13 protein-coding genes, 3 tRNA genes and 1 pseudogene are annotated in these 13,742 nt (G+C 59.4%); 3 read left to right on the top strand and 14 right to left on the bottom strand.

The features are described 5' to 3' along the window. Nucleotides 1-166 precede the first annotated feature (166 nt). The 13 genes from rpoB to GR197_RS10240 form a co-directional block, all read right to left on the bottom strand. Nucleotides 167-4,306 carry a DNA-directed RNA polymerase subunit beta gene (gene rpoB / locus GR197_RS10295; RefSeq protein ID WP_164009051.1) on the bottom strand — a complete coding sequence of 1,380 codons (4,140 nt, stop codon included), beginning with the start codon at nt 4,304-4,306 and terminating at the stop codon, nt 167-169. A 261-nt stretch (nt 4,307-4,567) separates the two neighbouring features. Beyond that, the gene (rplL, locus tag GR197_RS10290) at nt 4,568-4,945 is read right to left on the bottom strand and encodes a 50S ribosomal protein L7/L12 (protein WP_164009049.1); all 378 of its coding nucleotides are present in this window, start codon (nt 4,943-4,945) and stop codon (nt 4,568-4,570) included. A 58-nt stretch (nt 4,946-5,003) separates the two neighbouring features. After that, a complete protein-coding gene (gene rplJ / locus GR197_RS10285) occupies nt 5,004-5,522 on the bottom strand; it encodes a 50S ribosomal protein L10 (protein WP_164009047.1) in 519 nt (172 codons plus the stop codon). 327 nt (nt 5,523-5,849) lie between these two features. Continuing rightward, nucleotides 5,850-6,551: a 50S ribosomal protein L1 gene (gene rplA, locus GR197_RS10280; RefSeq protein WP_164009045.1), complete on the bottom strand. Its 702-nt coding sequence runs from the start codon at nt 6,549-6,551 to the stop codon at nt 5,850-5,852. A gap of 4 nt (nt 6,552-6,555) precedes the next feature. Next, a complete protein-coding gene (rplK, locus tag GR197_RS10275) occupies nt 6,556-6,987 on the bottom strand; it encodes a 50S ribosomal protein L11 (RefSeq protein ID WP_003547518.1) in 432 nt (143 codons plus the stop codon). A 177-nt stretch (nt 6,988-7,164) separates the two neighbouring features. Further along, nucleotides 7,165-7,695, bottom strand: coding sequence for a transcription termination/antitermination protein NusG (gene nusG / locus GR197_RS10270; RefSeq protein WP_003547516.1), 531 nt, complete (start codon nt 7,693-7,695; stop codon nt 7,165-7,167). A 17-nt stretch (nt 7,696-7,712) separates the two neighbouring features. Then, nucleotides 7,713-7,913 (bottom strand): preprotein translocase subunit SecE, encoded by a 201-nt coding sequence (gene secE, locus GR197_RS10265; protein WP_003573826.1) that lies wholly within the window; start codon nt 7,911-7,913, stop codon nt 7,713-7,715. Nucleotides 7,914-8,107: 194 nt separating this feature from the next. Beyond that, nucleotides 8,108-8,183, bottom strand: a tRNA-Trp gene (locus GR197_RS10260). A gap of 168 nt (nt 8,184-8,351) precedes the next feature. After that, nucleotides 8,352-9,245 carry an NAD-dependent epimerase/dehydratase family protein gene (locus tag GR197_RS10255; RefSeq protein ID WP_164009043.1) on the bottom strand — a complete coding sequence of 298 codons (894 nt, stop codon included), beginning with the start codon at nt 9,243-9,245 and terminating at the stop codon, nt 8,352-8,354. Between the two features lie 169 nt (nt 9,246-9,414). Continuing rightward, complete coding sequence (locus tag GR197_RS32635) at nt 9,415-9,549, bottom strand: hypothetical protein (protein ID WP_003573829.1); 135 nt, start codon at nt 9,547-9,549, stop codon at nt 9,415-9,417. A gap of 202 nt (nt 9,550-9,751) precedes the next feature. Next, nucleotides 9,752-10,927, bottom strand: coding sequence for an elongation factor Tu (gene tuf, locus GR197_RS10250; RefSeq protein WP_164009041.1), 1,176 nt, complete (start codon nt 10,925-10,927; stop codon nt 9,752-9,754). 347 nt (nt 10,928-11,274) lie between these two features. After that, a tRNA-Gly gene (locus GR197_RS10245) sits at nt 11,275-11,348 on the bottom strand. A gap of 24 nt (nt 11,349-11,372) precedes the next feature. After that, nucleotides 11,373-11,457: transfer RNA gene (locus tag GR197_RS10240), tRNA-Tyr, on the bottom strand. A gap of 30 nt (nt 11,458-11,487) precedes the next feature. Between GR197_RS10240 and GR197_RS10235 the strand changes: the two genes are divergently transcribed. The 3 genes and pseudogenes from GR197_RS10235 to GR197_RS10225 form a co-directional block, all read left to right on the top strand. Then, a complete protein-coding gene (locus GR197_RS10235; protein WP_164009039.1) occupies nt 11,488-11,664 on the top strand; it encodes a hypothetical protein in 177 nt (58 codons plus the stop codon). Then, the gene (gene rlmB, locus GR197_RS10230; protein ID WP_164009037.1) at nt 11,661-12,551 is read left to right on the top strand and encodes a 23S rRNA (guanosine(2251)-2'-O)-methyltransferase RlmB; all 891 of its coding nucleotides are present in this window, start codon (nt 11,661-11,663) and stop codon (nt 12,549-12,551) included. The genes GR197_RS10235 and rlmB overlap by 4 nt, the downstream gene beginning before the upstream one ends. 38 nt (nt 12,552-12,589) lie before the next feature. Further along, a pseudogene (locus GR197_RS10225) lies at nt 12,590-12,844 on the top strand (metalloprotease); the annotation flags it as partial. An 89-nt stretch (nt 12,845-12,933) separates the two neighbouring features. Here GR197_RS10225 and GR197_RS10220 read toward each other — a convergent pair. Next, nucleotides 12,934-13,674, bottom strand: a complete 741-nt coding sequence (locus tag GR197_RS10220; RefSeq protein ID WP_164009035.1) for a hypothetical protein — start codon at nt 13,672-13,674, stop codon at nt 12,934-12,936. Between the last annotated feature and the right edge of the window lie 68 nt (nt 13,675-13,742).

The following is a 13,742-nucleotide window of genomic DNA, read 5'->3' as shown; positions in this document are numbered from 1 at the left end:
AGCCCTCAAAATGCGATGGTCGGCGGCAATTTCCCGGGAGCCGCCTCCCTCGCTTAAACGAGAATAACCGCAAGATGCGGCGAAACTTCCCTTCCGGGCCGACACGGATACGGCGCCCGGTGGGACCGGCGTGCGCCGCGTTGGCAGCGCACACCTTATCAAGTGCTTACTCGGCCGCGTCGGGCAGCTGAGCTGCCTGCGCCTCGTCAAGCTTGGTGTTTTCGAGCTCGACACTGAGGCCCAGCGAGCGCATTTCCTTGACGAGAACGTTGAAGCTTTCCGGAATACCGGCTTCGAACGTGTCGTCTCCGCGGACAATGGCTTCGTAGACCTTGGTGCGGCCGGCGACGTCGTCCGACTTCACCGTCAGCATTTCCTGCAGCGTGTAGGCTGCGCCGTATGCTTCGAGCGCCCAGACTTCCATTTCGCCGAAGCGCTGACCGCCGAACTGCGCCTTGCCGCCCAGCGGCTGCTGGGTAACGAGCGAGTAAGGACCGATCGAACGAGCGTGGATCTTGTCGTCGACCAAGTGGTTGAGCTTCAGCATGTAGATGTAGCCCACGGTCACCTGACGATCGAACTGCTCGCCGGTACGGCCGTCATAGAGCGTCGACTGGCCACTGTCCTTGAGACCGGCCAGACGCAGCATGTCGTTGACGTCGGCTTCGTTGGCACCGTCGAAAACAGGCGTCGCAATCGAAACGCCGCGCTTCCACTGATCGGCGAGACGCAGAACGGAGTCATCGTCGAAATCCTGGACCTGTTCGGCCTTCGGACCGTCACCGACGACATCGCCGATGGTCTTGCGCAGCGGCGCGATGTTGCCATTGGCCTTGTACGCTTCGATCAGTTCGCCGATCTGGCGACCCATGCCGGCGCAAGCCCAACCCAGGTGGGTTTCGAGGATCTGGCCGACGTTCATGCGCGAGGGCACGCCGAGGGGGTTCAGAACGACGTCGACATGCGTGCCGTCTTCGAGGAACGGCATGTCCTCGACAGGCACGATACGCGAGACGACGCCCTTGTTGCCGTGACGGCCGGCCATCTTGTCGCCCGGCTGGATCTTGCGCTTCACGGCGACGAAGACCTTGACCATCTTCATGACGCCAGGAGGCATTTCATCGCCGCGCTGGACCTTCTCGACCTTGTCCATGAAGCGCTGTTCAAGGCGCGACTTGGATTCGTCGTACTGGCCGCGGAGTGCTTCGAGTTCGCTCTGGACCTTTTCGTCCTCGACCGCGAACATCCACCATTGCGAGCGGGGATATTCGGAAACGACTGCGTTGGAAAGCTCGGCGCCCTTCTTGAAGCCCTTCGGGCCGGCGATGGAAGCCTGGCCGCGCAGCATTTCGATCAGACGGCCGTAGACGTTACGGTCGAGGATCGCCTGCTCGTCGTCGCGGTCCTTTGCAAGACGCTCGATCTCTTCGCGCTCGATCGCCATCGCGCGCTCGTCCTTCTCGACGCCATGGCGGTTGAAGACGCGCACTTCGACGATCGTGCCATAGGTGCCGGGCGGCATGCGCATGGAGGTATCGCGCACGTCGGAGGCCTTTTCGCCGAAGATGGCGCGCAGAAGCTTTTCTTCCGGCGTCATCGGGCTTTCGCCCTTCGGCGTGATCTTGCCGACGAGAATATCGCCCGGCTGAACTTCGGCGCCGATATAGACGATGCCGGCTTCGTCGAGGTTCTTCAGCGCTTCTTCCGAAACGTTCGGAATATCGCGGGTGATTTCCTCAGGACCAAGCTTAGTGTCGCGCGCCATCACTTCGAATTCCTCGATATGAATGGAGGTGAACACGTCGTCGGCAACGATGCGCTCGGAGAGCAGGATCGAGTCTTCGTAGTTGTAGCCGTTCCAGGGCATGAACGCGACGAGCGCATTGCGGCCGAGCGCCAGGTCGCCGAGATCGGTCGACGGACCGTCGGCGAGAATGTCGCCGCGGTTGACCTCGTCACCAACGGTGACCAGCGGACGCTGGTTGACGCAGGTGTTCTGGTTCGAACGCTGGAACTTCTGCAGGCGGTAGATATCGACGCCGGATTTGCCGGCTTCGAGGTCTTCCGTGGCGCGGATAACGATACGCGTCGCGTCGACCTGGTCGACCACGCCGCCGCGGCGGGCGCCGATGGCAGCGCCCGAGTCACGGGCAACGACCGGCTCCATGCCGGTCCCGACGAACGGGGCTTCGGCACGCAGCAGCGGCACTGCCTGACGCTGCATGTTCGAGCCCATGAGCGCGCGGTTGGCGTCGTCGTTTTCCAGGAACGGGATGAGCGCGGCTGCGACCGAAACAACCTGCTTCGGCGAAACGTCCATCAGGTTCATGCTGTCGCGGGGTGCCAGCATGACTTCGCCGGCATGACGGCAGACGACGAACTCGTCGACGAAGGAACCGTCGGCGTTCATTTCGGCGTTGGCCTGGGCGACGTAATACTTCGCCTCTTCCATGGCGGAGAGGTAGAGCACGTCGCTCGTCACCTTGCCGTCGACGATGCGACGGTACGGGCTTTCGATGAAGCCGTATTTGTTGACGCGGGCAAAGGTCGCAAGCGAGTTGATCAGACCGATGTTCGGGCCTTCAGGCGTTTCGATCGGGCAAATGCGGCCGTAGTGGGTCGGATGCACGTCGCGAACTTCGAAGCCAGCGCGCTCACGGGTCAGACCGCCCGGACCAAGTGCCGAAAGACGGCGCTTATGGGTGATTTCCGAGAGCGGGTTGACCTGGTCCATGAACTGCGAGAGCTGCGAGGAACCGAAGAATTCGCGGACGGCGGCAGCCGCCGGCTTGGCGTTGATCAGATCCTGCGGCATCACCGTGTCGATCTCGATCGAGGACATGCGTTCCTTGATCGCGCGCTCCATGCGCAAGAGGCCGAGACGGTACTGGTTTTCCATCAGCTCGCCGACCGAGCGGACGCGGCGGTTGCCGAGGTTGTCGATGTCGTCGATTTCGCCCCTGCCGTCGCGCAGTTCGACCAGCATCTTGACCACGGCCAGGATGTCGTCCTTGCGCAGGATGCGGACGGTGTCTTCGACGGTCAGGTCGAGACGCATGTTCATCTTGACGCGGCCGACGGCGGAGAGGTCGTAACGCTCCGCATCGAAGAACAGCGAGTTGAACATGGCTTCGGCCGATTCCATCGTCGGCGGCTCACCCGGACGCATGACGCGGTAGATGTCGAACACAGCGTCCTGACGGTTCTCGTTCTTATCGGCCGTCAGCGTGTTGCGGATATAGGCGCCGACATTGATATGGTCGATGCCGAGAACCGGGATCTCGTCGAAGCCATTCGCCAGGATGATGCCGAGCGTCTTCTCGTCGATTTCGTCGCCGGCTTCGAGGTAGATTTCACCGGTGGAGTAGTTGACGATGTCGCCGGCAAGGTAGTTGCCGTAAAGATCGTCGTCGCCGGCCTTCAGCGCCTTCAGGCCCTTGTCGGAAAGCTGGCGCAGCAGGCGCGGGGTCAGCTTCTTGCCGGCTTCCACGACGACTTCGCCGGTGTCGGCGTCGACCATCTCGGTGATCGCCTTGGCACCCTTCAGCGTCTCCGGCTTGAAGGGAATGCGCCAGCCTTTGCCGTCGCGCTTGTAGAGCGACTTCGTGTAGAACGTGTCGAGGATTTCCTCGCCGTCCATGCCAAGCGCCATCAGCAGCGACGTCACCGGAATCTTGCGGCGACGGTCGATACGGGCGTAGACGATATCCTTGGCGTCGAATTCGATATCGAGCCAGGAGCCGCGATAAGGAATGACGCGGGCAGCAAAGAGCAGCTTGCCGGAAGAATGGCTCTTGCCCTTGTCGTGGTCGAAGAAGACGCCCGGCGAACGGTGCATCTGGGAAACGATGACGCGCTCGGTGCCGTTGACGATGAACGTACCGTTATTGGTCATGAGCGGCATGTCGCCCATGTAGACGGACTGTTCCTTGATGTCCTTGATCGACTTCGCGCCCGTATCCTCGTCGATATCGAACACGATGAGGCGCAGCGTCACCTTCAGCGGCGCAGCATAGGTCAGGTCGCGCTGACGGCATTCGTCAACGTCGAACTTCGGCGGTTCGAATTCGTAGGACACGAATTCCAGCATGGAGGCGCCGGAAAAATCGGTGATCGGGAAAACCGACTTGAAAACGGCCTGAAGACCCTCGTCGGGCCGGCCGCCTTTCGGCTCTTCAACCATCAAAAATTGGTCGTAGGACGCCTTCTGAACCTCGATAAGGTTCGGCATTTCTGCGACTTCGGGGATCTTACCAAAAAACTTGCGTACGCGCCTACGACCGTTGAACGAAAGGGTCTGAGCCATCGTCGCTCCTTCAAAATCTTGCACCCGGGCCTGCAACGGACGGGAACCGATGGCCAGTCGATCCCGTCAATCAATGAGTAATCCAATCTCGTCCGACACCCGAAAACGCTCAGCTCGGATTGCTGTGCTGCCCTCGGTGCGAGACTATCCTTTTGAAGAACCCATTACCCAAAAGCCGGTTTGACGCGGCTTTTGGGTAATTCGTTCAGAAAAACGGCAAATGGGAGGCAGCAGAGACTGCCTCCCAAAAGCAATTCAAGATTACTTGACGTCGGCCTTGGCGCCAGCATCTTCAAGCTTCTTCTTGATGTCAGCGGCTTCAGCCTTGTTGACGCCTTCCTTGACAGCCTTCGGAGCGCCTTCGACCAGGTCCTTGGCTTCCTTGAGGCCGAGACCGGTGATGGCGCGGACTTCCTTGATGACGTTGATCTTGTTGGCGCCGACATCCGTGAGGATGACGTCGAACTCGGTCTTTTCTTCTTCAACGACAGCAGCAGCAGCGCCGCCGCCAGCAGCAGCAACAGCTACCGGAGCAGCAGCGGAAACGCCCCACTTTTCTTCGAGAAGCTTCGACAGTTCTGCGGCTTCCAGAACGGTCAGCGCGGAGAGGTCGTCAACGATCTTTGCGAGATCAGTCATTTTACTAGTTCCTTTTGTTCGGTTCGAACCGGTTGATTATAAACAGCGAAAAACCGCCTTAAGCGGCTTCGTCCTTCTTGGCGTAGGCCGCGAACACGCGGGCAAGCTGGCTTGCCGGTGCTGCAACAACCCCAGCGATGCGGGTAGCCGGTGTCTGGATCATGCCCAGCAGCTTCGCACGCAGCTCATCGAGCGAAGGCAGGGTCGCAAGCGACTTGACTGCATCGGCGTTGAGCGTGGTTGTTCCCATGGAACCGCCCAGAACAATGATCTTGTCATTGGTCTTGGCGAAATCCATGACGACCTTCGGAGCGGTGATCGGATCGGTGCTGTATGCAATCAGCGTCTGACCCTTGAAGAGATTGGTAATCCCTTCCGCTTCCGTACCCTGAAGGGCAATTTTGGCCAGGCGGTTCTTCGCGACTTTGACGGTACCGCCAGCTGCACGCATCTTCGAACGAAAATCGTTCATCTGCGCGACTGTGGCACCAGCATAGTGGGCCACGACAACCGAGCCCGAAGCCTTGAAGACTTCACTCAGTTCCGTGACGAATTCGCGTTTTTCCGCTCTTTCCACTGCCTATCTCCAGTTGGCGGGACCGAGAATGGGCCCGCCGGTTTGCCTTTGCCTCCTGGGATCATGCGAGATCCCAAGCGACGCTTGAGGATCCTGTCCCCCCGCGCTCTCGCGCCAATCAAGGCTAAAGAGGCACAAGGCATCCAAGGCTCGAACCGATTTCCTAGAAGCGAACTTCATGCAATTCGGGTCTTACCCGTCTCATGCAGGCGAAGTGATTAAGGGAAAACCACCTGCAATCTCGGACAGGATTCCGGATTTCTCCGGAATATTCCGGCCCCTTGCGAGGCCGGAATTCAGTGACCGGACCGAGGTCCGGCAATCAACTTATGCAGTCGGGCTTGCGGTAACCGAGCCGACTTCGATCTTGACGCCGGGGCCCATGGTCGAAGAAATCGCCACGCGCTTGACGTAGTTGCCCTTGGCACCAGCCGGCTTCGCCTTGATGACGGCATCGGCGAAAGCGCGGATGTTTTCTTCCAGAGCCTTGGCGTCGAAAGAGGCCTTGCCGATGCCGGCATGGACGATGCCAGCCTTCTCGACGCGGAACTCGACAGCGCCGCCCTTGGAAGCCTTGACGGCTCCAGCGACATCCATGGTGACGGTGCCGACCTTCGGGTTCGGCATCATGCCACGCGGGCCGAGAACCTTACCGAGACGACCGACGAGCGGCATCATGTCGGGGGTGGCGATGCAGCGATCGAATTCGATCTTGCCGCCCTGGACGATTTCGACGAGATCTTCAGCGCCGACGATATCGGCACCGGCAGCCTTGGCTTCATCAGCCTTGGCGCCACGAGCGAAGACGGCAACGCGAACCGTACGGCCGGTGCCGTTCGGCAGGTTGACGACGCCGCGAACCATCTGGTCCGCATGGCGCGGGTCGACGCCGAGGTTCATCGACACTTCGATGGTTTCGTCGAACTTGGCGACAGCCCGTTCCTTGACCATGCCGATGGCCAGGGTCAGAGCGTAGAGCTTGGTGGGATCAACACCTTCGTTGATCTTCTGCGTGCGCTTACCAGCCATGATCTTAACCCACCACTTCCAGGCCCATGGCGCGGGCAGAGCCCTCGATCATCGCCATTGCACCTTCGATATCCGCTGCGTTCAGATCCTTCATCTTGGCTTCTGCGATCGACTTGATCTGAGCCTTGGTGAGGGAGCCGGCCTTGGCACCCTTGCCGGGCGTCTTGGAACCGGAGGTGATCTTCGCTTCCTTCTTCAGCCAGTAGCTGACCGGAGGCTGCTTCATCGCGAAGGTGAAGGACTTGTCCTGGTAATAGGTGATGACGACCGGGATCGGCATACCCTTTTCCATTTCCTGCGTGGCGGCATTGAACGCCTTGCAGAATTCCATGATGTTAATGCCACGCTGACCAAGCGCCGGACCAATCGGCGGGGACGGGTTTGCCGATCCTGCCTTGACCTGAAGCTTGAGCTGGCCTGCAACTTTCTTAGCCATATCTCTCTGCCTTTCATGAACGGCCGGTCGCCCGACCCGTGATGCCGGATCTCTCCGGCGGCTGCGGTTGCGTGGTGCGGATCATCAGGGTCCGGCTAAGACCCCCTCACCTTCCACGCGGACGCGGACACAGTCCGCAGGAAACAGGCCGCAAGGCCGGCTTCCAATCTCTTGCAATCAGACCTTCTCGACCTGCGCGTATTCCAGCTCGACCGGCGTTGCGCGGCCGAAGATCGACACCTCAACCTTCAGGCGCGAACGCTCTTCGTCGACATCCTGAACCGTGCCGTTGAACGACGCGAACGGGCCGTCGGAAACGCGAACCTGCTCGCCGATCTCGAAGGTAATCGAGGCCTTCGGCCGCTCGACACCTTCCTGGACCTGACCGAGAATGCGCTCGGCTTCATAATCCGGAATCGGAACCGGCTTATTGTCGGAGCCGAGGAAACCTGTAACCTTCGGCGTATTCTTGATCAGGTGATAGGCTTCATCGGTCAGATTGGCACGAACCATGACATAGCCCGGGAAAAACTTGCGCTCGCTGTCGACCTTGCGGCCGCGACGCACTTCCACCACCTTCTCGGTCGGCACGAGGATCTTCTCGAACAGGTGCTCAAGCCCCTTCTGGCGAGCCTTGTTCTCGATGTCCTCAGCGACCTTCTTTTCAAAATTGGAATATGCGTGGACGATGTACCAACGTGCCGCCATTTTCATCTCCACCCGTATCAGTTGCCGGTATTCAGCACGAAGCTCAGAACCCAGCCGATCAGCTGGTCAGCGGCAAAGAAAAAAAGCGCGGCGAAAACTACCATCACAAGCACCATAACCGTCGAGATCATCGTCTCGCGGCGCGACGGCCATGTAACTTTGGACGTCTCGGAGCGAACCTGCTGCAGAAACGCAAACGGATTGGATTTGGATGCCATCGACTGCCCACGCAATTACGGCGCGTAAAGCTGAAACCATCAGCCCCACGCACCGCGTGTCTGTTGAACCCTAAATAAACACCGATTTCCGAATACACAAGAGGGAAACCGAAGTTTAACGAAATTAGTTACCGCCAATCAATCCCCGGGCAGAATGCCGCGAGCATGTCCGCGCTGTCCCGCTTCGAGGAAAATGGCAGGGGCAGTAAGGCTCGAACTTACGACCTGCGGTTTTGGAGACCGCCGCTCTACCAACTGAGCTATACCCCTTCATACCGATCATTCAGCGCCTGGACCAAAGTCCGCAAATCGCTGCTGAAAGGCATGGCGCTCCCTTTAAGACGACCACAGCGGATTGGCAAGCACGATTTTCGATTTTCAAAGCCATTCTGCGCATATGCGGGCGATCGGCCCTTCCATCGCGCCAGCAATATCCGTTCAGGCCGTCACATATTTCCGCCAATCGTGCTCTTCGTTAAAACCCAGCACCTCGCGGATCTTGCGGTTGGAGAGCAGGCCTTCATATTCGCCGATTTCGCGGGTGAAGGGCACGTTCGGGTAGAATCGCTTTGCAAGCTCTTTCGACGGCGTATTGGCCGAGACGGTGTCGTTGGCCGCGTTGAAGACCTGATAGCCGAGACCGTCCTTTTCGATGCAGAGATGGCAGATCTGCCCGAGATCGCGGGCGTCGATATAGCTCCAGGCAATGCGCTTGCGCATTTCGGGATTGGCGAAATAGGTGGGGAACCGCTCGTATTCGTGCGGCTCGATGACGTTGCCGATACGCAGCGCATAGATGTCGAAACCCGAACGTTCGGCAAAGGCGCGGGCCGTCTTTTCGTTGACCACTTTCGAGAGCCCGTAGGAATCCATCGGATTGACGTCGTAGTCTTCCTCCAGCGGGAACTGGTGGAAATCACGATGGCCTTCGGCGAAGCAGACGCCGTAGGTCGTCTCGCTCGATGCGACGATGATTTTCCTGATGCCGAGTTTCACTGCCGCCTCGATGACATTGTAAGTGCCCATCGTATTGATGCGGAAAGTCTCATTGTCGGGCTTGATCAGGATGCGCGGGATGGCGGCGAAGTGCACGACGGCATCGAAAGGCTGCACGCCCCTGCCCGCGTCCAGATCAGGAAAATCGCGGTGCATCGACAGCGCGTTGAAGACCTGACCGCTATCGGTGATGTCGGCAATGAGGTTGGTGACGCCGGGACTGTCGAGCGGCACGAGATCGAGGTTGTGAACCTCGTAACCTGCGTTGATGAGCCACGGCACGGTATGGCGACCTGCCTTGCCCGAACCGCCAGTGAACAGAATCCGCTTCTTCATGGAATATCCTCCGCATCATGAAATCGGAGGCATAGTTAGACGCTTCCGCGCGAAGAGCAAGCGAGCGTCTGGCAAGGGTTCACCCCCGCGTCGCCAGGAGCGCCCTCTTAGGGACACCTGGCCAATCATTTCCAATCACCGCAGCAGCCTGCGGTGAACTGCTAAATCGTTACTTAACGACGCTCACATCGCCGATCTGCACTCCGGCTGCCTGAACAACCTCCTGCGGAATGGCAGCGATAAAAAACATCGTGAAAACATACATCGCGAATATCGTCGCAACGAACGTGGCCTTTGGAATCATCCGGGCTCTCCTCTTTGCAAGAAGGAGTCTGGACTAAAATGAACCAATCACAACTGGTTTCTGAATGTGAGATGAACAAAATACTGTGACGGACAAACTTAACGATATTTTTACAACACGTGTTAATCCCTTGAGTGGCATCAAAACGAAAAACCCCGCCGTTTCCAGCGGGGTTTTTCCTGAATTTCGGGTAATCCCAAGATTACTCGACGATGCTCGCAACGATACCGGCGCCGACAGTGCGGCCACCTTCGCGGATCGCGAAGCGCAGCTTTTCTTCCATCGCGATCGGAACGATCAGCTCGACGGCAACCGTGACGTTGTCGCCCGGCATGACCATCTCCGTGCCTTCAGGCAGCGAGACGATGCCCGTCACGTCGGTCGTGCGGAAGTAGAACTGCGGACGGTAGTTGGTGAAGAACGGCGTATGACGGCCACCCTCTTCCTTCGTCAGGATGTAGGCTTCAGCCATGAACTTCTTGTGCGGCTTGACAGAGCCCGGCTTGCACAGAATCTGGCCACGCTCGACGCCGTCACGGTTCACACCGCGAACCAGAGCGCCGATGTTGTCGCCGGCCTGGCCCTGATCGAGCAGCTTGCGGAACATTTCAACGCCGGTCACCGTCGTCTTCGAGGTCGCGCGGATGCCGACGATCTCGACTTCTTCGCCAACCTTGACAATGCCACGCTCGACGCGGCCGGTCACAACCGTACCACGGCCCGAGATCGAGAACACGTCTTCGATCGGCATCAGGAACGGCTGGTCGATCGGACGCTCAGGCGTCGGGATGTAGGCATCGACGGCAGCCATCAGTTCGCGGATCGCATCTTCGCCGATCTTCTTGTCCGAATCTTCAAGAGCGGCAAGTGCCGAACCCTTGACGACCGGGATATCGTCGCCCGGGAAGTCGTAGGACGACAGAAGTTCGCGAACTTCGAGCTCGACCAGTTCGAGAAGCTCGGCGTCGTCAACCTGGTCGACCTTGTTCAGGAACACCACGATAGCCGGAACGCCGACCTGACGGGCCAGCAGGATGTGTTCGCGCGTCTGCGGCATCGGGCCGTCAGCGGCCGAGCACACCAGGATCGCGCCGTCCATCTGGGCAGCACCGGTGATCATGTTCTTGACGTAGTCGGCGTGGCCGGGGCAGTCGACGTGTGCATAGTGGCGGGCCGGCGTCTCATACTCGACGTGTGCCGTCGAAATGGTGATGCCGCGGGCCTTTTCTTCCGGAGCAGCGTCGATCTGGTCGTACGCCTTGTACTCGCCGAAATACTTCGTGATCGCTGCCGTCAGAGACGTCTTGCCGTGGTCAACGTGGCCAATCGTGCCAATGTTGACGTGCGGCTTGTTGCGCTCAAACTTACTCTTTCCCATTTGAATGCTTCCTGTGAACGAGATGGTGGGCCCCGGCGAACCGGTTTAGTGCCGCCGTTTAAGGCTTTCGGCGAGATTGCGCAAGACTTAATTGCAGGCGCCATTCTTGGTGTGACAGCGCATATGGGGGATAATTCGCCGCCTGCAAGGCGATTCGCCATGGCACTACGGAAAATCACTGAAATCCTTGGAGAAAATCGCGCCGACTGCCGTAGTTACGCCGCCCTACCCGGCGTCGAGCGCCCTCGTCTGCCCGTCGAAGACCGCAATCGCCGGCGTCTTCTGAAAGACCTGCCTGCCGAATTATCGCGGCGACGTCGATCACAGGGAATTGGGCTTGATAAAACTGGAGCGGGTAGCGGGAATCGAACCCGCGTATTCAGCTTGGAAGGCTGCTGCTCTACCATTGAGCTATACCCGCGGGGTGGTCCGATCCGATGACGAATGGTGGAGAGAGTTGGATTTGAACCAACGTAGGCTGAGCCAACGGATTTACAGTCCGTCCCCTTTAACCACTCGGGCATCTCTCCAGTTATTCGTCCGGATCTTGAAGACCAAGTTTGTCAGACTTCGAAGCGTTGCGGCCCGTCGTCTGCGCCGCGTATATGACCGGAGCATTTCCGTCTGTCAACACGATGACAACGGAAAAAACACGAAAAATTTCATTCCATGCCGAAAGCCGGCATATGAAAGAAAGCCTATGCGGCAGCCAGCGCCATGGCTATAAAGCCGCATGAGCAAAGATAAAAAATCCGGCGGCACCGCCGCGACAGACCCATCGGCCAAGGATACGCATTACGCCACGCTGCGGCGCGCCCACCGTGACGCCAAGCGCGAACGCGGGGAGATTCCGACACCTCAGCCACAGAAGCGCAAGCGCGGCGGAGAGGACTGGAAGCCGCCGGCGCTGGCGCCCGACCAGGTGCATCTCTACGGCCTGCATACGGTGCGCGCCGCCCTCGACAATCCCGAGCGCAAGAAGATCAAGCTGTTCGTGACCCAGAACGCGCTGGCCCGGCTCGAAGTCGACGTCGAAACACTCGGCATTCCCTTCGAGATGGTCTCGCCGCAGGAGATCGACAAGGTGCTTGGCCCGGAGGCGATTCATCAGGGCGTCATGCTGGAAACACGGCCGCTACCGGTCCGCCGGCTCGAAGCGCTGAAAGACAGCCCTCTCCTGCTCGTCCTCGACCAGGTCACCGATCCGCACAATGTCGGCGCGATCATGCGCTCCGCCGTCGCCTTCAATGCCGGCGCCGTTATCACCACCCAGAGACATAGCCCGACTGAATCCGGCGTACTCGCCAAATCAGCCTCCGGCGCGCTGGAGCTGATACCTTATATACAGGTAACCAATCTCGCCGATGCACTCGGTGAATTGCACAAGCTCGGTTTCTCCACCATCGGCCTCGATTCGGAAGGGCCGGCGCCGCTCGAAGGCACGTTCTCGGGCGGGAAGGTAGCGCTGGTGCTGGGCTCCGAGGGCAAGGGGCTGCGGCAGAAGACGCGGGAAACCGTCAACACGCTTGCCCGCCTCGACATGCCCGGTGCGATCAAATCGCTGAACGTCTCGAATGCGGCGGCAATCGCGCTTTATGCGGCGCGCCTTTACCTGAAGGCATAGGCTGGTCCGTAGCCGGGCCGCGGCGAAGGGGAATTGGCATGATCCGTTCCCCCCGGCTTGCGGCTGCGGCAGCTGCTCTTTTTGTCTGCGGTCTCGCATACGGCCAGGATATCGATCCCGATATTCTCAAAGCACAGGCCGGAACTTCCCTCATTGCCCCGGAAGATGGCAAAGAGGGATGCCGGATGACGCTGGAAACCGGCACAGCCATCGGCGGTTATTCGCTGTCCGGCCAGGATTCCTGCGGCAAACTGCTGCCGGCGCTTGCCGAATCCTATGCCTGGAATTTCGACAAATCGAAGGACGAAGGCGGCAAGCCGCTATCGCTCGTGCGCCAGTGATTCGAAAGTGACGGTGTATCCCGTCAACCCGCTCGCCTGGGTCAGCTCGGTATCCGGCAGGCGGCCGGTCCATCCATCGGCCTGCGGGCCGCATCGCCCGCAGCATAGGCCAGTTCGACGGGATAGACGATTACGCTCGGCAGTTTCTCGATTTCGCCTGCATGGTCGGGGCTGCGTTTGATTTCCGCTTTATAGGCAGCGGTGCAATCCGGCAGTTGCTGCGGCGACAGGCCCGTGTCGGCGGCGATCACCTTGGCGCAGGCAGTGCCCCCCAGATAGAGCGAACAGGCGGCCGTGTAGACGCGACGGAAATCGAGGGTCAGTTCCCCCTTCCCACTCCTTATCGCAGAAAAATCGTCGCCCTCGAGAGAATCGTCGAGCAGCCGCTCACCCGTCGCCGCATCATAGACGACGAAGGGCAACCCGCCGTTCCACCCATCGGCCGCACGGAAAAACACGAAACCGCCGCGAACGCCCATGAAGTAGCCGGCGGTATCATCCTCGATCATCCGCTCGCGCTCGCTGGCGCGCTCACAAGGGGCATCGGAGGCAAGCAACGCCAGCCTTTCGGCTCCGACCTCACCAAGATCGACCTCCTTGACCATGAAGGCGGGGTAGCGGCTGCAGGTGATCTTTGGTTTCGCATCGGGATTGAGTTCATCCTTCGGCAGCGCGACGACATCCCGTTTTATCGGTTTGTCGAAAGGACCTGCATTTTCGGACGCTCCGGCCCATGAGAAGAGTGCCGCGACAATAACCGATGCTGTAACCATCCGCTTCATGATGCCCGTCCCCAACTGTTTCAGGCATCCCTGACACAGTTTAACCCGGTGCGACAGATGGAAACCCG

It is taken from the genome of Rhizobium phaseoli (assembly GCF_010668805.1).
In the GTDB taxonomy this organism is placed as follows: domain Bacteria; phylum Pseudomonadota; class Alphaproteobacteria; order Rhizobiales; family Rhizobiaceae; genus Rhizobium; species Rhizobium phaseoli_A.
The sequence above is the reverse complement of the archived record's forward strand: the minus strand, read 5'-3'. Positions and strand labels throughout refer to the sequence as shown.